Annotated in this window: 23 protein-coding genes; 11 read left to right on the forward strand and 12 right to left on the reverse strand. The window is 34.4% G+C overall.

Annotated elements, in window-relative coordinates:
* Positions 1–11: 11 nt before the first annotated feature.
* The 4 genes from WFH39_RS18130 to WFH39_RS18145 all read left to right on the forward strand — a co-directional run bounded on the left by WFH39_RS18130 (position 12) and on the right by WFH39_RS18145 (position 3,163).
* Positions 12–1,076, forward strand: a complete 1,065-nt coding sequence (locus tag WFH39_RS18130) for a hypothetical protein (RefSeq protein ID WP_336690912.1) — start codon at positions 12–14, stop codon at positions 1,074–1,076.
* Between the two features lie 61 nt (positions 1,077–1,137).
* On the forward strand, positions 1,138–1,701 hold the full coding sequence (locus WFH39_RS18135; protein WP_214590702.1) for an outer membrane beta-barrel protein: 564 nt from the start codon (positions 1,138–1,140) through the stop codon (positions 1,699–1,701).
* Between the two features lie 190 nt (positions 1,702–1,891).
* The gene (locus WFH39_RS18140) at positions 1,892–2,278 is read left to right on the forward strand and encodes an START-like domain-containing protein (protein WP_214590701.1); all 387 of its coding nucleotides are present in this window, start codon (positions 1,892–1,894) and stop codon (positions 2,276–2,278) included.
* Between the two features lie 75 nt (positions 2,279–2,353).
* Entirely contained in the window at positions 2,354–3,163 is an 810-nt protein-coding gene (locus tag WFH39_RS18145; RefSeq protein WP_214590700.1) for an aminotransferase class IV, read from the forward strand.
* A 319-nt stretch (positions 3,164–3,482) separates the two neighbouring features.
* On the opposite strand, the gene WFH39_RS18150 is transcribed toward WFH39_RS18145, so the two are convergent.
* On the reverse strand, positions 3,483–4,031 hold the full coding sequence (locus WFH39_RS18150) for a YqgE/AlgH family protein (RefSeq protein WP_214590699.1): 549 nt from the start codon (positions 4,029–4,031) through the stop codon (positions 3,483–3,485).
* 24 nt (positions 4,032–4,055) lie between these two features.
* Between WFH39_RS18150 and pdxH the strand changes: the two genes are divergently transcribed.
* A complete protein-coding gene (gene pdxH, locus WFH39_RS18155; RefSeq protein ID WP_336690913.1) occupies positions 4,056–4,700 on the forward strand; it encodes a pyridoxamine 5'-phosphate oxidase in 645 nt (214 codons plus the stop codon).
* A gap of 63 nt (positions 4,701–4,763) precedes the next feature.
* Here the strand turns inward: pdxH and WFH39_RS18160 are convergent, their stop codons facing one another.
* Positions 4,764–5,075 (reverse strand): HU family DNA-binding protein, encoded by a 312-nt coding sequence (locus WFH39_RS18160; protein WP_214590697.1) that lies wholly within the window; start codon positions 5,073–5,075, stop codon positions 4,764–4,766.
* 399 nt (positions 5,076–5,474) lie between these two features.
* Between WFH39_RS18160 and panD the strand changes: the two genes are divergently transcribed.
* The 4 genes from panD to WFH39_RS18180 all read left to right on the forward strand — a co-directional run bounded on the left by panD (position 5,475) and on the right by WFH39_RS18180 (position 8,358).
* Positions 5,475–5,825 (forward strand): aspartate 1-decarboxylase, encoded by a 351-nt coding sequence (gene panD, locus WFH39_RS18165; RefSeq protein WP_048511083.1) that lies wholly within the window; start codon positions 5,475–5,477, stop codon positions 5,823–5,825.
* A 4-nt stretch (positions 5,826–5,829) separates the two neighbouring features.
* Positions 5,830–6,912: a lysylphosphatidylglycerol synthase transmembrane domain-containing protein gene (locus WFH39_RS18170; RefSeq protein ID WP_336690914.1), complete on the forward strand. Its 1,083-nt coding sequence runs from the start codon at positions 5,830–5,832 to the stop codon at positions 6,910–6,912.
* Between the two features lie 193 nt (positions 6,913–7,105).
* The gene (locus WFH39_RS18175; RefSeq protein ID WP_214590695.1) at positions 7,106–7,681 is read left to right on the forward strand and encodes a TerD family protein; all 576 of its coding nucleotides are present in this window, start codon (positions 7,106–7,108) and stop codon (positions 7,679–7,681) included.
* A gap of 8 nt (positions 7,682–7,689) precedes the next feature.
* Entirely contained in the window at positions 7,690–8,358 is a 669-nt protein-coding gene (locus tag WFH39_RS18180) for a TerD family protein (protein ID WP_336690951.1), read from the forward strand.
* Between the two features lie 71 nt (positions 8,359–8,429).
* Here WFH39_RS18180 and WFH39_RS18185 read toward each other — a convergent pair whose 3' ends face one another.
* The 3 genes from WFH39_RS18185 to WFH39_RS18195 all read right to left on the reverse strand — a co-directional run bounded on the left by WFH39_RS18185 (position 8,430) and on the right by WFH39_RS18195 (position 10,922).
* A complete protein-coding gene (locus WFH39_RS18185) occupies positions 8,430–8,951 on the reverse strand; it encodes a 3'-5' exonuclease (protein ID WP_336690915.1) in 522 nt (173 codons plus the stop codon).
* Positions 8,952–9,016: 65 nt separating this feature from the next.
* Positions 9,017–10,216, reverse strand: coding sequence for a tyrosine--tRNA ligase (gene tyrS, locus WFH39_RS18190; RefSeq protein ID WP_336690916.1), 1,200 nt, complete (start codon positions 10,214–10,216; stop codon positions 9,017–9,019).
* 190 nt (positions 10,217–10,406) lie between these two features.
* The gene (locus WFH39_RS18195; protein ID WP_336690917.1) at positions 10,407–10,922 is read right to left on the reverse strand and encodes a hypothetical protein; all 516 of its coding nucleotides are present in this window, start codon (positions 10,920–10,922) and stop codon (positions 10,407–10,409) included.
* A gap of 90 nt (positions 10,923–11,012) precedes the next feature.
* Between WFH39_RS18195 and WFH39_RS18200 the strand changes: the two genes are divergently transcribed.
* Both WFH39_RS18200 and WFH39_RS18205 read left to right on the forward strand, forming a co-directional pair.
* Positions 11,013–11,588: a Crp/Fnr family transcriptional regulator gene (locus tag WFH39_RS18200; protein WP_336690918.1), complete on the forward strand. Its 576-nt coding sequence runs from the start codon at positions 11,013–11,015 to the stop codon at positions 11,586–11,588.
* Between the two features lie 62 nt (positions 11,589–11,650).
* A complete protein-coding gene (locus WFH39_RS18205) occupies positions 11,651–12,673 on the forward strand; it encodes an NAD-dependent epimerase/dehydratase family protein (protein WP_336690919.1) in 1,023 nt (340 codons plus the stop codon).
* Positions 12,674–12,690: 17 nt separating this feature from the next.
* Here the strand turns inward: WFH39_RS18205 and WFH39_RS18210 are convergent, their stop codons facing one another.
* The 7 genes from WFH39_RS18210 to WFH39_RS18240 form a co-directional block, all read right to left on the reverse strand.
* Positions 12,691–13,296 carry a hypothetical protein gene (locus WFH39_RS18210; RefSeq protein ID WP_336690920.1) on the reverse strand — a complete coding sequence of 202 codons (606 nt, stop codon included), beginning with the start codon at positions 13,294–13,296 and terminating at the stop codon, positions 12,691–12,693.
* A gap of 121 nt (positions 13,297–13,417) precedes the next feature.
* Complete coding sequence (locus WFH39_RS18215) at positions 13,418–14,083, reverse strand: hypothetical protein (protein ID WP_336690921.1); 666 nt, start codon at positions 14,081–14,083, stop codon at positions 13,418–13,420.
* A gap of 11 nt (positions 14,084–14,094) precedes the next feature.
* Complete coding sequence (locus tag WFH39_RS18220) at positions 14,095–14,649, reverse strand: hypothetical protein (protein ID WP_336690922.1); 555 nt, start codon at positions 14,647–14,649, stop codon at positions 14,095–14,097.
* Positions 14,650–14,745: 96 nt separating this feature from the next.
* Positions 14,746–15,129, reverse strand: coding sequence for a tetratricopeptide repeat protein (locus WFH39_RS18225; RefSeq protein ID WP_336690923.1), 384 nt, complete (start codon positions 15,127–15,129; stop codon positions 14,746–14,748).
* 27 nt (positions 15,130–15,156) lie between these two features.
* Complete coding sequence (locus tag WFH39_RS18230; protein ID WP_336690924.1) at positions 15,157–15,996, reverse strand: prolyl oligopeptidase family serine peptidase; 840 nt, start codon at positions 15,994–15,996, stop codon at positions 15,157–15,159.
* A gap of 164 nt (positions 15,997–16,160) precedes the next feature.
* Positions 16,161–16,592 carry a hypothetical protein gene (locus tag WFH39_RS18235; RefSeq protein WP_336690925.1) on the reverse strand — a complete coding sequence of 144 codons (432 nt, stop codon included), beginning with the start codon at positions 16,590–16,592 and terminating at the stop codon, positions 16,161–16,163.
* A 294-nt stretch (positions 16,593–16,886) separates the two neighbouring features.
* Positions 16,887–18,944, reverse strand: a complete 2,058-nt coding sequence (locus WFH39_RS18240; RefSeq protein ID WP_336690926.1) for a M3 family metallopeptidase — start codon at positions 18,942–18,944, stop codon at positions 16,887–16,889.
* Positions 18,945–19,100 lie beyond the last annotated feature (156 nt).

Below are 19,100 nucleotides of genomic sequence, written 5' to 3' on the forward strand. Positions count from 1 at the left end.
AATAATAACTAATGAAAAAAATTATTCTCGTTGCAGGATTAGGCTTTGCAACGATTTTGGGAACTCAGTCTTGCAGTTCTTCTACGGATGATTCTATCCACACCACGACCGTTAATGAAGATAAAGCTAACATTAAAAAAACAATTGACGGTTTTTACAGCAAACTGAATACAATGGATGATGGAGATCTTTCAAAATTCATTTTGTACTCAATGTTTAACAATACCGCTCAGGAATTTGATGACAGTTATCTGAACAATGTTGTAGAAGGCTGGGAAAATCAGTTTGGAGAAGCGCTTATCAATAACAAGCTTCAGTTTGCCAACAGATTAGGAACTTATACTTACAACAATGCAAACGGAACCTGGACAAAAATTGCCAATTCTTCCAATGTTGTATTGAAATTTCCGTCCGTAGCCAATTCTTCTGTAATCGATAGTGAATTAACTCTTTCGTCGTACACAGATATTCAGACAAGTTACAATTCTGAAGTAGTATGGTTGCCTAAAACCTTTAATCTTGTCTTGAAAAGAAGCGGAAATACAGTGTTTAGTATGGATTTATCCAATGTAACATTTGATAACAGTACGAATTTCAGTATGCCGATCAGTGCAAATATTCAGATTTTTGCTTCACCTATGACGCAGAATATTGTATGGACAAGAAACAGTGCTAAAGATTTCCAGTTTAAGTATAATAATACAATTCCTCAGGGATCTTCAAGCGAAGTGATTGCCAATGTAATCTTAAAACATTCTGATTACGCCAATATCTCTTCAAAAGATGATTTTAAAACCATTTCAGGTTCTATTAAAGAAGGAGATCTTAAAATTGTTGCAACCATGAATGTTGAAGCTCTTGCTCCGCTGGCAGATCCTACCGATGCGCAGATTAATAATAATACAAAAGGAGAAGTATTTTATTTAGGACAAAAAATCGGAGATCTTGTTTACAAAACAGTGAATGGAGAAGGAGAGTTCTTTATTGTATATTTCGATGGATCATCGGAAAATACAGATGTTTACATCGGTGATTTCGAGCAAAAAGTTAAAGCTATTTTTGCTAATTATCTTTAATAATTAATACAAAAAATATACATCTCAAAGGTTTCATCAGATCTTTGAGATGTTTTTTATTATGAAACGAATTATTTCAATTTTTTTGCTGGTACTTTCTGCTTCAGTTTTTGCACAGGCTCAAAATGATAGTTTATTTGCTATTCCGAGAAATCAGGTCGGAATTAGTCTCAATAAATTCATTAAATCTGTATTTGCATCCGACGATAACGCAATGATTATTAATTATCGGTATTCGGGGAAAAACAAATGGTCTTACAGAACAGGATTTGATTTTAAGAATGACGACAGCGAAGGCGGATATTCTCAATTCGCTTTTAAACTTGGGATCGACAGAAATCTGAAAAGATACAGAAGATGGAATTTTTACTACGGAGCAGATTACTTCTTCAGATATTCCAATTACAAAAACATCAATAAACCGCAGTATGATAATGGTTTAGGCGTGTTTTTAGGAGTACAGTATTTTCTTTCTCCTCATTTCTCCCTTTCTACGGAACCCATGTTGTATTACAAATATATTTATGTAGTAGACCGTTCGAGTTTTCAGAAAGATAATAAAACGGCATGGTCAGAAACAGGATTCGGGAGAATAGGTTTTGTGGAACTCAATTTTCATTTTTAAAATAATACAGCTCTTCATCCGAAGAGTTTTTTTATGCCTTTAAAGTAGAGTTATTATGTTAAAAGAATAATTAAACATCTATTTAAAAATCTCTGACAAATATCATGAAGATTGTGCAAAAAAGTAAACACATTTTTGTGTAATAAAAAAATTAATTTATATATTGCGGAACGATTAAAACAAAGATTATATGGCGAAACATAAAGTCCATTACGAATTCCCAATGCATTGTTTATCAGAGATTTTATATGAATATCTGGCAACGGCGGAAGGGTTGTCTGAATGGTTTGCAGATGATGTGACAGAGAAAGGTGATGACTTCTTTTTCAGCTGGGGTGGAGGTCCTTCTGAGAAGGCTACTTTAATAAGATATAAGCCTGAAGGTTTCGTACGTTTCCGATGGGAAGAAGATGAAGGAACAAAGAATTTCTTTGAAATGACGATCACAATTGATGACATTACGGAAGACCTGTCTCTGAACATTACAGATTTCTGTGAAGAAGGGGATGAAGAAGAAAATGCGATGTACTGGGAAAATCTTATCGAAAATCTTAGAATTAAATTAGGAGCAGCCTAAATGTAGGCACGCTGAATTATAAAACTGATGAACGATTTATCGTTCATTATTTTTTTGTAAATAAATCAGATTACAGTGGAAAATCAATATTTTACATCAGACGAAATCAATGTGAAAAACAGAGCCTTTCTTTCGGGGGACGCCGTAAAGGTTTCTTTTTTTATCAGAAACGGAAAATTAATCATGGATGAAGAATGCTATTTCTTCCTGATGGCTTCCATGAGAAAAATGAGACTGAATATTCCTTTAACCTACACACTTGAATTTTTTCAGACCTTATTTCAGAAAGAAGTTATTGAAGGAAAAAGCATTCAGGATGCGATCATTAATTTTCAGGTTTTCAGAAATTCAGACGGAATTACCCTTTCCAAATCCTCAGTTTCTTACTATTATGAAATTACAGAAACCCAAGATCTGTTAGCATTGCATGAAAGAAATCTGGAACTTGATTTAATTAAGGAAATAAACGTTAATAACAACCTTTTAAGCAATATCAGGGTTCACAGTCCGGAAAATATTTACGGCGAAATTTATGCGCAGGAAAACGATCTTGATGATGTCATTCTTCTCAACCCGAATAAAAGAATTGCGCGTACAACTTTCGGGAATCTCTTGTTTCTGGAAGGTGATGTGATCAAAATTCCAAAACAGACAGAAGGAGCCTACATTTCGCCGCTTATGGAGAATTTTGTAACTTTTTTACACAAAAATAATCTTGCGGATATACAGGAACATGAGATTATTGCATTTGAGTCTCAGAAAGCTGAAGAAATACTCTTAATTTCGGATGAAAAAGGAATATTTTCTGTAGGTAAAATAAGAAATAAAACTTTTGGAAACCAGCGGTTCACGGAACTTATTAAAAACTGGAAAGAAAGTTTCTAGATAAAAATTGACAAACCCGGTAAACAACAAAGTTCCGAAAGTCCTTTACCGGGTTTTTATTCTGATAAATCAGAATTTGTATCTTTATTTATTGTTCTCTGAAAATTTCAGAAAATTTATCAGCAACTTGTTTTTGATTTTTCTCGTTGGTCAAATTGTTTAACTTTAATCTCTTGATCCTGTTTTATTTAGTAATCATTTGTTCCTTTTATATCACAGAGATTTAGTTTACCAGATAACGTAAAACCTTTGCTTAAAATTGGTTAACGTTTTCTTAAAATTTGTTAAATATTTAAATAATATTAATGAATTTCTCTTGCTAGTTTAAAGAAATATTTTCAGGAGAATTTGCCCATAAAAGAAATTCGCCACCAAGATTCTGCATGATCGATTTCCAGAGGGTTTGATCGTTTGGCAAGGTGTAATCCAGATTGTAAACATCTACCACAGTCCATAATTTTCTCTGGATTTCTTCCTCAAGCTGTAAAGCTGACCATCCGGAATAGCCGGAAAATATTTTGACATTATTGATGTCCAGTTCGCCGCTGAGAACAGCGCTGATGATGTTTTCAATATCTTCGGTAAGATAAAATTCCGGGGTAATTTCTGTATACATTTCAGTTACTTTTTCCCCTTTTACAATAAAAAAAACTTTGTCATTTCCTACAGGACCGCCGTCGTAAACTTCAATTCTGAAATCGAAAAAATCTTTGAATTTACCGCTCATCTGGTTATTTTTTTTATTTAATATTAAACCAAATGCACCACTTTCATTATGTTCAATAATCAAAACAACAGATCTGGAAAAAATATCGCCGGAAATGTCGGGTGTGGAAATTAATATTTTACCTTTGTAAGAGTAATTCATACTCAAATTTAATAAAAAATATTTATGGAAAACCTGCACGACAAAAGAAAAGTGTACGAGAAATCCCAACTTATTGAAAGTGAGATAAAACAAAATCCTATTGAACAGTTTCGGGAGTGGTTTATGGAAGCCAGCGAAAATCCGAACATCTCTGAAGCGAATGCAATGGCACTTTCTACACTGGAAAACGACGGTTGTCCGCGTACAAGAATGGTGTTGTTAAAGGCTTATACATACGAAGGATTTATTTTTTACACCAATTATGACAGCAGAAAAGGAAAATCCATAGAAAAGACACACAAAGCCTGTCTTCATTTTTTCTGGCCCAATCTGGAAAGGCAGATCATTATTAAAGCTGAGATGGAACGTATTGCAGAAAACCTGAGTGACGGATATTTCCATTCCAGACCAAAAGGAAGTCAGTTGGGTGCTGTAGTTTCTCCTCAAAGTGAAGAAATTCCGAACCGTGAATTTTTGGAAGACAAGCTTCAGCAACTGGAAGAAAAGTATGCAGACACAGAAATTCCAAGACCTGAAAACTGGGGCGGGTATATTGCAAAGCCTTATGAAATAGAATTCTGGCAGGGGAGACCAAACCGTCTCCATGATAGAATTGTTTATGAATTGGTGGATGGTCTCGATTGGAAAATTGCGAGATTAGCTCCTTAAAATAGATGCAATAAAAAAACCTCATCAGATGATGAGGTTTTATTTTTTCTTTAATCTGAGTGATTATTTTTTCTTTTTACCTGGAGCAGGAGCATTAGCTGAAGCAACAGCTGCAGAAAGGTCTGCACCAGCTTTGAATTTAGCAACAGTCTTAGCTTCGATGTTAATTGGCTTTTTAGTTGCAGGGTTGATTCCTTGTCTTGCAGCTCTTTCAGCTACTGAGAAAGTTCCAAACCCTACTAAAGAAACTTTTCCGTCTTTTTTCTTTAAAGTTGTAGTAACGTTAGAGATAAATGATTCTAAAGCAGCTTTAGCTGCAACTTTAGTGATGCCGGCATCTTTGGCGATTGCGTCGATTAATTCAGACTTGTTCATAATTTTTAATATTAAAGTTAGTTCGTTATAATAGCAAATATAATACTATTTTCTAAATGTGCAATTTTTTTGCAAAAAAATAAATAAATTTTTTGATTTTAAGTAAAATTGGTTAAAATATGATAATTCAGCTTTTTACGAAAAATCTACGTTATCCGTTACTAAAATCATGCCAATTGCTTATCTGTATTGACTTTACCAAAAATGCAATATTATTTTTTGTATTTATTAAATCCTGAATTGTATAGTAAGTATTGATGGTTTTCAGGATATGTTTATAAATTCTGTAAATAAAATCTTTAAAAATTACGTTTAATAAAATTAAAGTTCTGGGTTTCTGCTGGTTTTAAATTCATTTTAAAAGACGGTTTTATAAATTATTATTAATAAATTTGCACCATGTTAATAGAAGTTTTTAAGTCTAAGATTCACAGGGTGAGAGTTACGGCTTCTGACCTTAATTATATTGGGAGTATTACGATAGATGAAGACCTTATTGAAGCTGCAGGTCTGGTAGTGGGAGAAAGAGTTTATATCGTAAATGTGAATAACGGAGAGCGTTTCGACACTTATGTTATTAAAGGTAAAAGAAAATCGGGAGAAGTTTGTCTTAACGGTCCTGCGGCGAGAAAAGTACAGAGAGATGATATCATTATTATTATCGCTTATGCACAGATGACTCCGGAAGAGGCGCAGAATTTCCAGCCGAAGATTGTTTTCCCCGACGAAAAAACAAACCTTTTAACGTAACCGGATGGAGAAGAACTCAAAAAATCCTCTGAAATCCATTCTTACGATAGTGATCTCGCTTGCTTTTGCAGGCTTTTTTTTATGGTTTGCTTTAAAGGGGCTGGATTTTAAAGTGATCCAGAAATCCATTGAAAGAGCAAATTATACCTGGGTCTTTATTGCAGGAGTCTTTGGTTTGTTAGCATATTGGCTCCGTGCAATACGCTGGAATATTCTTCTCGAACCGATGGGATATAAAATTTCGGATGCAAATGCTTTCTGGACCATATCTTTTGGATATTTAATGAATCTTACGATTCCGAGAAGTGGTGAACTGGCAAGATCTACAGCATTGTACGGTGTAGAAGACGTTCCCGTTGATAAATCTTTCGGAACTATTATTTTAGAAAGAGTTGTAGACCTTATCTGTATGATAGGTTTTCTGGGGCTTACCATCATTTTTAAATATGATGCTATTCTTTCGTTCTATGATATTGCAACCGGACAGAAAGAGGAAAAGGTAAAAGTAGAGCATGGCTTTTTTGAAAAATTTCTAATGAAAATAGGAATTGTAGATTTTACTGCTTTTTATTTCTATATGAAGATTTCTCTTTTTCTGCTGGCAATCGTAGGATTAATTATTTTGTTCAAATACAAAAAAGATAAACTTATAGGATTTGCCAAAGGAATTTTACAGGGCTTAACCACAATATTCAAGCTCAGACAAAAAGGAAAATTCATTCTTTATACAATAGGAATCTGGATATGTTATTTTCTTGCCGCATATCTTGTATGTTTTTCCCTTCCCGAAACATCAGATTTTACCATAGGAGACGGCTTCTTTATTATTACCGTGGGAACTTTCGGAATGATTGTGCCGGCAAGCGGAGGAATTGGCGCTTTCAATCTGGCGATGAAGTATGGCTTTATGGCTCTTTTTATTTCTGCAGGTAAAAATGCTGTAACAGGCGGTGAAATGGGATTAATATACTCTTTTATATCTCTGCCCTTACAGTTTCTGCTCACAATTATTACCGGATTGCTTTCAATTCCTGCTTTAGCAAGGGCAAGAAACAAAAATGTGGTCAAAAAAGAATTTACAGAATAATCTATCTTTTAATTAAATCTTTTGAAAATATAAAATCCGGTCATAACGATTGGATTTTTTTAGGCTTAATTTTTAATGAATTTCAAAATTTTATGTTTTGCAATTTACATAATTTTTTGTCACAAAATTTTTTGGAAATTTACTAAAACCGCCATAACTTCGATAAACAATACATAAAACACATATCATTATTATGGCAATTAATTTACAGAAAGGGCAAAGAATTGATCTTGGATTTACAAAAATGACCATCGGTCTCGGATGGGATCCAAATGAAGGAATGGGATATGATTTTGACCTTGATGCCTCCGCAATTATGATTGATGCGGAACGAAAACTGGTGAGTGAAGAATATTTTGTTTTTTATAATAACCTGCATTCGCCGGATGGTGCACTTACACATACAGGAGATGATCCAAGTGGAAAAAACAGCGACGGAGATGATGATGAAGCCATCATTATTGATCTCGAAAAAGTAGACGAAAGAGTTCAGGAAATTCTTTTTGTTGTTACCATCGAAGATTTTGATAGGAGAAAGCAGAATTTCGGACAGGTAAGAAATTCTTACATCAGAATTGTAGACAATAATACCAATATGGAAATTGCCAAATACGAACTGGATGAAGATTTTTCCATAGAAACCGGAATTGAATTCGGAAGACTGTACAAACGTGGCGGAAGCTGGAAATTTGAAGCTTCGGGAATCGGCTACAGAGCAGATCTGGGTTTCTTTCTTGAAAAATATTATAAAGGACAAATCATAAAATAAAAATAGCTATCAACTTACAAAAAGGTCAGACCATCAATCTCCGCAAAAATGAACATGGAGAAGATGCATATGATCTGTCATCTGTGACCATAGGTTTAGGATGGGATGTTAGAAGATCCGGTGGTTTTTTCAACCGTCTTTTCGGGATAAGTGACGGTGCGGAATATGATCTGGATGCCATTGCTTTTCTTTTGGATAAAAACGGGAAGGTTGCGGATCTCGGAATGACGGTTCCCGGAAGAAACGGAAGAGAGATTGCTCTGTATAAAAGCGACGTAATCTATTTCAATTCTATGCGGCATCCCAGCGGAAAAATATGGCTGACCGGAGATAACAGAACCGGAGCCGGAGATGGCGATGATGAACAGATTATTGTATTGCTGGATCAGCTGGATGAGCGCTATCAGAAAATTGTGTTTGTAGTTTCAATTTATCAGGGATTGTTCAACAGACAACATTTCGGAATGATAGAAAATGCATTTATCCGTGCGGTAGATGCAAGAGGAAGGGAAATTACAAAATTCAGTCTTTCTGGTGACGCCAGTATGAACGGAATGTGTTCTATGGTTTTTGCAGAAGTTTACCGCCACAACGGCGACTGGAAATTCCGGGCCATCGGGGAACCTCACAAAACAGATAATTTTATTGAAGTTCTCGTGCCTTACACCTATAAGTAAAAAAAGTATGCTGAAAATGCATACTTTTTTATTTTATCATTTAATACCAGAATTTTACTAAGACAGAGCATTTATTTCAATCCGATTTTCAGTCCCATTTCCTTTTTCATATACAGCAAAACTTCTGCATTTCCTCTTGCGTCATCAACGGGATGATGGGTGTGCTTAGTTTTTCGTAGATGTTTCCACTGGGCAAAAGTGTCTTTTTCCAGTCCGCAATACAGATCCGCAAGTCTTCTGGATGAAAAGCCGAATGGATTTCTCCCGATGAAATGATGAAAATACCAACAGATAAACATCCAGTCGAAGCCGTTGTTATCACTGATGAAAACAGGTCTTCCTTTAGAATTTTCTTTAATCCATTCTTCAAATTTCAGCATCACTTCTTCAGGATCATTAAAATCCAATGTTTCTTCCCGCGTAAAACCGGAAACTGCCAAAGCTTCGGGATTGAATTTCTCTGAAACAGGCTTCAGTTTTCCGTAAAATGTGGTTTCCAGATTTTCGTCTACTAAAACTGCTCCAAAACAGACCATTGAAAAATCTCCGGGAATCGGTCCGTCCGATTCTATATCGACCATAAAGTAGCTCATGCGATTGTGTTTCTATTTTAAAATTTTCTGAACGAATATATTGAAAAAAATCTCAAATTCAATGTTTACAAAAGTTCAAAAAAACTTCTTTTTCCGATCTTAATTTTTATTCCTTTCTCTAATTTAATTTCTTCATTCGGATCTGTTAATTTGATATTGTTGATCTGAATTCCACCGTTTTCAATCAGTCTTCGGATGAAAGATTTACTTTCGTTACATTTCAGTTGATGGCATAATTCCGATAAAACCATTTTATACTGAATATGGTGGAGAGAGTCAATGAAGACCGGTTCAAAAACTTTTTCTTCAAAATTTTTACTCTGGAACTGATTCATAAAAAACAACTCGGCATTTTCAGCTGATTCTGCATCATGACATTGTGTGATGATATTTTTAGCGATCAGCTTTTTAATATTCATCGGGTTTTGACCATCATTGATGTTTTGTTTTAAACGTTCTTTCTCTTCAGAAGAAAAATCCGTGGTAAGATCAATAAATTCGTCAATCAGAGAATCCGGAATGGACATCGTTTTCCCGAACATTTCATTCGGTTCGTCAGTTAATCCGATAATGTTGTTTAAAGATTTGCTCATCTTTTCCTTTCCGTCAAGACCTTTCAGTAAAGGCATGCACATCACAATCTGCGGAGATTTTCCGTGATTTTCCTGCAATTGTCGTCCCATCGTACAGTTGAAAAGCTGATCGGTTCCGCCCATTTCAATGTCACAATTAATCTGTACAGAATCGAACCCCTGCAAAATAGGGTATACAAGTTCGTGCATGGCAATTGGTGTGTTTTCTGAAAATCTTTTACTGAAATCATTTCTGTGCATCAGTTGTGCAACTGTCACTTTCGACATCAGTTGGATCACTTCCGAAAAATTCAGCGCATCCAGCCATTCAGAGTTAAAGACAATTTTTGTTTTTTCCACATCAATAACTTTGGAGAGCTGACTGATGTACGTTTCCGCATTATGATGAACTTCTTCAGCGGTTAAAGGCTTTCTCGCCTTGTTTTTTCCTGTTGGATCGCCGATTCTTGCGGTAAAACTTCCGACAATGATTACAATCTGATGTCCCAGATCCTGAAATTGTTTCAGTTTTTTCAAAACAACTGCGTGTCCCAAATGTAGATCCGGAGCAGTGGGATCAAAACCCAGTTTGATGATTAATTTTCTGTTTTCTTTTTCGGCTTGCTGAATTTTCTCTTCCAGTCCGTTTTCCGGCAGAATGATTTCTGCATTCTCTTTTAATTTCCTGATCATATTTTTAATTTTTAAGCATGAAAAAACCCGAACAAAACTGTCCGGGTTCTATGATATTTTTAGATTAAATTTCTACTGAATATGGTTATAGAAGTCTTCCCGAACGATTATCCGGGTAATAATAATTGCTGAAAAAAGGAAGACGCAATAGGTTATTTAAGTGCTTCATGAGTGCAAATATAGAATTTTATTAAAAAATCATCTGTTTTTTCTTCAAAAAATCTTCAACTTTTCTTTCAAAATCATGGAAATTCTGTATAAGAAAGGCACCGCTTCTTTTGTCTGAAAATTCTTTATCATTAAGCAGTAAATAAGTCTTTTTCAGTTGAAGATAACAAAGCAAAACAAATTGTTTTATTTTAACTTCGAACTGTATTTCCAGTTTAAAATTCAACTGTTCTCCGTAACACTCTTCAAAACCATATACAGAAATAACTGCTTTGTGCTGTTTATCCTTTATTCGTTTTATTTCAAATTTACGTCCTCCCGGTTCGTTATACCAGATAAATTCAGTTTCCCATTTGTCTTGTATCAGATCCAGAACGGCATACATGATTTCTGAATAAGGATTGTTAAAAACATGAGTAATTACATAATTAAAGCTTCTTCCATGAATGTAAAGCAGAAATTCACTCCATCCGGAAGGAAGAAGGATTAAAAGCATATCTAATTCATCCGATTGGATTATTTTTTGGTTGTTTCTCATGGTACTTTGCAATTTGTAAATTTAGGGAATAGTCTGAAACAAAATATCTTTTGATTTTCATTAAATTTGTGTTTCTCATTCATTTTTATAATGCACGGCAAACTTATACAGCATCTTCAATCTTTTCATCATTTCAATGCTGACGAAATCGCGCTGATTAAAGACTGTTTCGAGCCTGTAGAATATTCGAAAAATATGATTATTGAAGAAAAGGGAAATGTTCCGGTGCATCTGTATTATATTGTTTCCGGATATCTGAGATTGTTTCATACTGATGAAAAAGGAAACGAAATAACCACCCATATCAATTGTCCTCCCGGATTTTTTACCTCATACTTTCACTTTATCAATCAGACAAAATCGGACGAAAATGTGGAATGCATTACAGATTGTAAATTATTAAGAATTACAAAGGAAAATCTGGACAGGCTTACACTGGAAAGTTCTGCCATGAAAGATTTCAGTATTTCTGTTTTCCATCAGTCGATTACTTACAACGAAAACCGTTCAAAAGAACTTTCAACATTAAATGCAGAACAGCGGTATCTTCAATTGCTGAAAAACTATCCGGAAATAATTCAGTTTGTTCCTGTTCAGTATATTGCTTCTTTTCTCGGAATGAAGCCCGAAAGTCTCAGTAGAATCCGCAGAAAACTGATTAACTAACAAAAGTCAAGTGCTTTTGGAATCAGGACAGGGAACTTTGTATCGTCAAAATATAATGAAAAATGATACAAGAAAAACTAAGTCTGGTTTCCGGAGCCAATGGACATTTGGGAAATAATCTGGTAAGATTGTTACTGCAAAAAGAAATTCCTGTAAGAGCAACAGTAAGAAATACAGCTCAAAAAAAATGTTTTGAAGGATTAAACTGCGAAGTTGTTCAGGCAGATATTACGGATAAAGCATCTTTCGTAAAGGCTTTGCAGGGAGTGGAAACTTTTTATGCCGTTGGAGCCGCATTTAAACTTTGGGCAAAAGATCCGAAAAAAGAAATTTATGACGTTAATCTGCAGGGTACAAGAAATACGATTGAAGCAGCGGCTGAAGCGGGAGTGAAAAAAATTGTCTATGTAAGTTCAATTGCAGCTCTGGATTACACCAGACTTCCGACAAAAGAAAGCTATGGTTATAATCCGGATCGCAGGGATATGTATTATAATTCTAAAAATGACGGTGAAAAGCTGGCTTTTGAACTGGCTGCAAAGTTTGGAATAAAACTGGTTTCCGTAATGCCTTCCGCGATGATCGGAGGGGAAGCTTTTCTTCCGCTGAATGTTTCTTACGGTATCTTAAAATTAATTCTGAATAAAGAAATTCCTGTTGATACAAAAATTACGCTCAATTGGATTGATGTGAAAGATGTGGCGGAAGGATGTTATCTTGCTGCACAGAAAGGACGTTCAGGTGAAAGATATATTCTGGCAAATGAAGAATGTATGACGATCACAGATACAACAGCTCTGGCAAAAAAACTGTATCCGGAACTGAACCTGAAAATTCCGCAGTCGGTTCCGAAATTTATTCTTAAGCTGATTGCAGGAATCATGGAATTTTCGGCAGCACTGAAAGGAAAAGTTCCTGTTCTGACGCGAAAGGATATTTCTATGTTTTCCGGATTACAGCAGAATTTTGATATTTCAAAGGCAAGAAATGAATTGGGCTTTATGCCGAAAAATCCTGAGACAGCAGTAAAAGAAGCGCTGGATTATCTCATGAAAAACAGGGACTTAATAATAAAAGAGGCCTGAAAAAGCCTCTTCTTATTTTAAAGTCTGAAAATTAAACCTTTATAAAACTTTGTGCAGTCGTACAGCTCCTTAAAATCGGGAAAATTATTTTCCCGGTAAAGTTCTGTATTTCCGGCGTTGAACTTCTGTTCTGCAAAGGAAAACAGATCTTTATGATTAATCTGTAAATAATCAGATAAATAATCTTCCTTCTTTTTATTAATGAATCCTGTGAAAAAAATTCCGTAGATCAGAAAGCGGTTGAAATCTTCCGTATTGCATTTGTACCCTAAATATTGTGTTGAATATTTTTCATAATCTGCAAGAATCTGTTTAAAATTTTCAACTTTTTCTGTATTATTTATTTCATAAAAAATATCAAATCCGTGTACGAAAAGCTGGGTTTTCATTTCTTCCGGATCGGAAATGTATTTTGATGCAAACCAATTGAAAATATCTTCCACTTCTTCTTTATTAAGACTTTCTGCATTCTCCTGAACTTTCTTTTTAATAAGTTCAAAACTTGTTTTTTGATTTTCTTTAAAAAACTGAAGTGCAGTGTCTTCTTCGCGGCAAATTTTATTGTACAGATTGATCTTTGCGGCAATAGGATTGGTTTTGATGAAATAAAGTTTTTCTGCCATAATCTTATGTATTGCCTTATTTTTCAGCAAATTTCAAAACTAAGGTAGTGAAAAATTTCACATGAAAATGCAGATTGGTATTATTTCATACACTTTATAGGTGTTTTTATTATAAGTTTTACTATTTGTTGAAAATGTTTAAATATTTTAGTTCATCTTTTAAAACGACTTCCTGAATGGCTTCATTCATCATGCTTCGAACAATGGAAAGCGGATGATCGGGAAAATCACTGTCATATTCTTCTCTTTCAGATTTGTTCATAAGAGTTCCTGATCTGAACGAAGGTTCGTACGGATCTTCAAACCAGTTTTTCAGTCCATTATCATCGAATGTAACTTCGCCGTTTTGGAGAAATCTGCTTAATATCAGATTATCTCTTATCCCTGTTGTTCCGGTTTCAACAGCCTGAGCTTTGATGACGAAACTGCAGTTTTCAAAAGGAATGGTAACCGATGCAAGATACGTCATCCCATGTTCCTCCTGCGGAATTTTAAAAATGGTTTTTACACTGGGTATGTTATGAAGATTAAATAGTGAAACCTCCACAATACCACCGCCGGAAGCTGAAATGGAATGTCTGTGAAAATTTCTTAATTCATCTGCATTTTTAACAGTTGGCAAATCAGGAGGAATATTGAAAAAATAGAGAGAAATTAAAGCGCTTTGCTCAGGATTCACCCACACAATACGTTCCGCATTCTGATCAACGATTTCCCATCCGAAAGTGGGGATAGAAACGGAATGGATGGTAACTTCCGGCTTTTTTCTTTTAAAGAAAGTAAACATAGTTATTGATTTTAAAGTTTATGATTTGCCGTTTTAAGGAATTTTATCAATTCGGCAAGTTCGTTTTGGGAAAACTGTATTTCATTCTGACTGTAGAATGTAGCTGGCAATTTCAGGTAATATTCCCACGTTTTCAGATCAGAATGGTAGTTGCTTCCTGTTTCAATGCCGCTGTTGGTGGTGTATTTGTATTTGGTGTCGTTTTCGGTTTTGGAAGATGAGTTCTGCTGAATTTTTTCAAGCGCATTGATGAGTTTTTCGACTTCATCTTTTTCCAGAGTAATGGTCTTTCTGGAAATGTTGTCGAAAGTTTCCGAAAATGTCATGATGCCCAAAACACTCAGCGTAGAATCATCCGACAAATCTTTAAGAACAATTTTCTGAAAATGAAGGTCTTGAAAGTCACCGAGTTTTATGATTTCTTTTTGAATTACCGTTTCTTTTTTTGAACTGAAGTTTTGATAATTTTTCTCCAGACCCACATTCAAAGGTTTTACAGTGGGAATCTGCGCTTTAAGAGCTGAAAAAATGACAATAAAAAATGCTGAAATAATTGTTTTCTTCATATAAGATGGTTATTATTTATGTTTTTTAAAAACGCTGAAATTACAGAAAAATTGGGAATTAATTATTAAACCGAATCATTATTTTAGATAAAATTCTCAACGCGACTCCGGATCAAAATGAGCTTTAAAAGTAAGTGGATCTTCTGTTTTGTCTTCTGCAATTTCCAAAAATTCATGATATTCTTCAGGATGCTTTCCCATGTAAGTCATCACAATTGCAAGATTAATAAACCGATTCTTATCCGCCGAACCCAGATTTAATGCCCTGTGAAGATATTTTAAAGCCTGTTCGTCTTCTCCCATATCAGAATAGATTGCACCAATGTTAATTAAAGCGGAATTATTTTCCGGTTCTAGTGCTAAAATTTCGTCCAGTTCTTTGATTAAAAGATCGTTAATTGCATCCCAATGATCTTCATTTTCCCATCTTTTTGCCTGGAGTTTTTTTACGTTTTGTAATCTTGTGTTTGTGTTATTCATGGCGTAAAATTATGAAATTGTAAATGTTTATTTATGTTTTTCAAATAGCCATTTTGGAATTTCATCTGTAATTAGAAATGGAATCACAATATTATTATGGTTGAGCTTTGTGAATGTTGTAAAGATCAAATTTTTGTCAGAGGAAAGTTTATTGTATAACTCAACGCTACCAATGTAAGGGTTTTCATCATCATTTTTACCATGAATTAGCCAGATATTTTTTTCTTTGATTTTATTAAGATTAGAAAAATCCGGAACGGAAGCCACAGAAACAACCGCTGCGAATGTATTGGGCTGCAGATTCATAAGATTTTGAGCAGTTGAACCTCCCATTGAATAACCAATCAGATAGATTCTGTTTTTATCAATATTTGGAAATTCTTTTTCAAGATCTTTAATCAAATTCAATAAAGCAGAAACTTCGTTGGATGGTTTTGAAATTTGAATACCTTCTGTATTGATTTCATAATTTGTGGATCGTTTGTTAAACTGTGGAGCCACAACATAGCATGGAAATTTTTCATAAATCTCTTCGCGCAACCATATTTTGGCAAATGGCTCAAGTTGATTTTCATTATCATTTCCGATCCTTGTAGAATTATGAAATGTAATAACCAAGGGGAATTTTTTGTTTTTGCTGTTATTTTTAGGAGTTAAAAATCTATACGGAATTTTAACCTCATGATCTTCAAATATTTTCTTTTGAAATTTATCTGTATTTAAACTGTTTAATATTTTTCTGTTGTTCAAAAAAGTAACAGTATCAACTTCTGTATCCCGAAATTCTTTCTTTTGTGCAAAAGTTTGATTGATGGTGAAGATTAATAAAAGGATAATTAGATTCTTTTGAACTTTTAATCTATGCATAAGTGTTTTTTATTTTTTCAATGAATATAATAATTTTATCAGTTCATATGCTAAATTTTTCAAAAAGGCTGTATGGTTACAAAATTTTTATATAATGAATTATTTTCATCAGGAATTAAACCTTGTACATCGAAATCAAATTCAGATTTCATTTTGAAAACTCTTTATCCATACTTCATTTTAAAATCAAGCCCATTTTTATATTCGGCAGGATTAAAAAAAGTAATAACTCCAATATCAGAATTCAGCCTTTGTTTCAAATCATTTAAATAAATTTCAGCTAAGGTAATGGTTCCGTCAATAGTTAAACTGAAGACCGTTTTATTATCATCTGTGATATTGACGCCAAACGAAATTCTATCAGGATTGTCAATGTATTGATTCCAGTAAAATGTCTGGTCAATATGATTTGTACTTACAAAATAATCGATCATCTCTTTATTGGTAGTAAAGCCTTCTTCACTATCCATTCTGGAAGTATAATCTAAATTCAACGGTTCATATTTAGGCAGATAAAGATTTAAACGTTCAAAAATTTTTTCGGTTGATTTTCCATCAAAATAAACCTGACAGACAATATCATTAATTAATTCCATGGTTTTAATTTCGAATTGGTTTATAGCGGACTCTCAAATATAAATTTTAATTCTACGCAAAGTAAAAACAATTTTTAGGATGAAAGGGAACAAGTATATTTCCGTTATGTGCGGATGATGAAACGTGTGCTTCATAGCAGATGAAATCTGCCTCACTTTGCTTTACATAAATATTTAGCTCTGAATATAAAGCTTTGCGTTTCAGTTTATAATTAAAGAATAGCTGAAAATTTCATCACAGATTTTTAAAATAAAACCATTAAGCTCAATAACTTAATGGTTTTATAAATGTTTTTATCCAAACGCTCTCTTCAGCAAACTTTCCACTTTCGGTTCACTTCCTCTGAAATTCTTGTACAGTTCCATTGGATCTTTTGTACCGCCGGAAGAAAGAAGAACTTTGTATTTCGCAGCAATTTCAGGATTGAAAATGCCGTTTTCCTTGAAATATTGAAACGCATCTGCATCCAGAACTTCCGCCCATTTATAAGAATAATATCCCGCAGAATATCCACCCTGAAAAATATGTGAAAAACTCGGACTCATTGCCGTTTCAGGATTCGCAGGATATAACTGTGTTGCTTTTGTATATTCATCCTCAAACTCCTTTACACTTTTATTCTCTAACTCTCCGACTTTAGTATGGTAATTCATGTCCAGTAACCCGAAACCAAGCTGTCTCAACGTCTGATAACCTTCCATAAAGTTTTTCGACTGTGCAATTTTCTCAATTTTTTCATCCGGCAAAACTTCTCCTGTTTTGTAATGTTTTGCGAATGTTTTCAGGAATTCCGGTTCGTAGCAGAAATTTTCAAGGAATTGAGAAGGCAGCTCCACGAAATCCCATTTTACGGAAGTTCCGGAAAGAGTAGGGTATTGCGTATCGGCAAGCATTCCGTGAAGGGCGTGACCAAATTCATGGAACAAAGTTGTTACTTCCTGAAACGTGAGTAAACTTGGAGTATCCTTCGTCGGTTTGCTGAAATTGCAAACGATAGAAATATGCGGACGGGAATTTTCGCCGTCTTTTTTGTATTGATTTTTATAGCTCGTCATCCAAGCTCCCGCTCTTTTGCCTTTTCGTGGGAAATAATCTACATAAAGCAGCGCTTTGAAAGTTTTTTCAGAATGGTTGCTTCCATCTTCCATCTTTCCGCTCCCTGTTTCAAATACCTCATAAACCTTTACCTCTTCATGATATTTCGGAATATCGTTTCTTTCCTCAAAAGTTAATCCGAAAAGTTGTTCTGCCAATCCGAAAACCGAATCCTGAACCTGATTTAAAGGAAAATAAGGCTTTAATTCTTCATCATTAAGATCATATTTTGCTTTGCGAAGTTTTTCTGCATAAAAAGCGTGGTCATAGCCTTGCATTTCTTCAATTCCGTCAGCTTTTGCCAAAGATTTCAACTCTTCAATTTCTTTATCGGCATAGGGTTTTGCTTTGGTTAAAAGTTCGTTCAGAAAATCGATAACTTTTGTCGGAGATTTTGCCATTCTTTCCTCCAGAACATAATCTGCGTAGTTTTTATAGCCTAATAATTCAGCTTTTTGCTGTTTTAAAGAAAGAAGCTCTTTAATTAAATTCTGATTATCAAATTCTCCGCCGTCGAAAGACTTTTTGCCGTTCGCCAAAGCAATTTCCTTTCTAAGCTCACGGTTTTCAGCATACGTCATAAACGGAATGTAACTTGGATATTGCAGCGTTACCACCCATCCTTCCAGATTTCTTTCTTTGGCTTCTTCTGCGTATTGTTCCAGAATAGCTTCCGGAATTCCCGCAAGATCTTCTTTATTGGTGATATGTTTAAAATAATTATTCGTCGAAGCCAACACATTCTGCCCGAACTGAAGTGATTTTAAAGATAAATCCATGCTGATTTTCTTTAATTTCTCTTTGTCTTCTTCATTTAATAAAGCACCGCTTCTCACAAAACCTTTGTACGTTTCATTCAGAAGCATTTCCTGCTCTTCGTTGAGGTTGTATTTCTCTTTTTCATCGTACACCTTTTTAATTTTACTGAAAAGGGCTTCGTTTTGAGAAATTTTTGAAGAATATTCTGTTAAAATCGGAGAAACTTCCTGTGCGATCTTTTGGATTTCATCGCTGGTTTCTGCCGAATTTAAATTGAAAAATATATTGGAAACCACATCAAGCTGCTCTCCTGAATACGCCAATGCTTCAATTACATTTTCAAAGGTTGGTTCTGCAGGATTATTAGTGATCGCATCGATCTCTTCTTCGGACTTTTTAATTAATTCTTTAAAAGCAGGAAGATAATCTTCAGTTTTAATCTGATCGAAAGGTGCTGAATGATATGGTGTGGTAAATTTTTCTGTTAAAATATTCATATTCTGATTTTTAATTGTTGTAAATTTAATGATTCTCCGGAACCGACAGCGAAAATGCTCAAAAATGATGCCTGAAAAGAAGTTGTGACAAAATTGGATATTATTGTATAATCTTGTCATATGCAAAGTTAAGATGAAGCCGGATTGATTAATTTT

This window comes from Chryseobacterium sp. MMO-72 (assembly GCF_037146035.1).
Taxonomy (GTDB): domain Bacteria; phylum Bacteroidota; class Bacteroidia; order Flavobacteriales; family Weeksellaceae; genus Chryseobacterium; species Chryseobacterium indicum.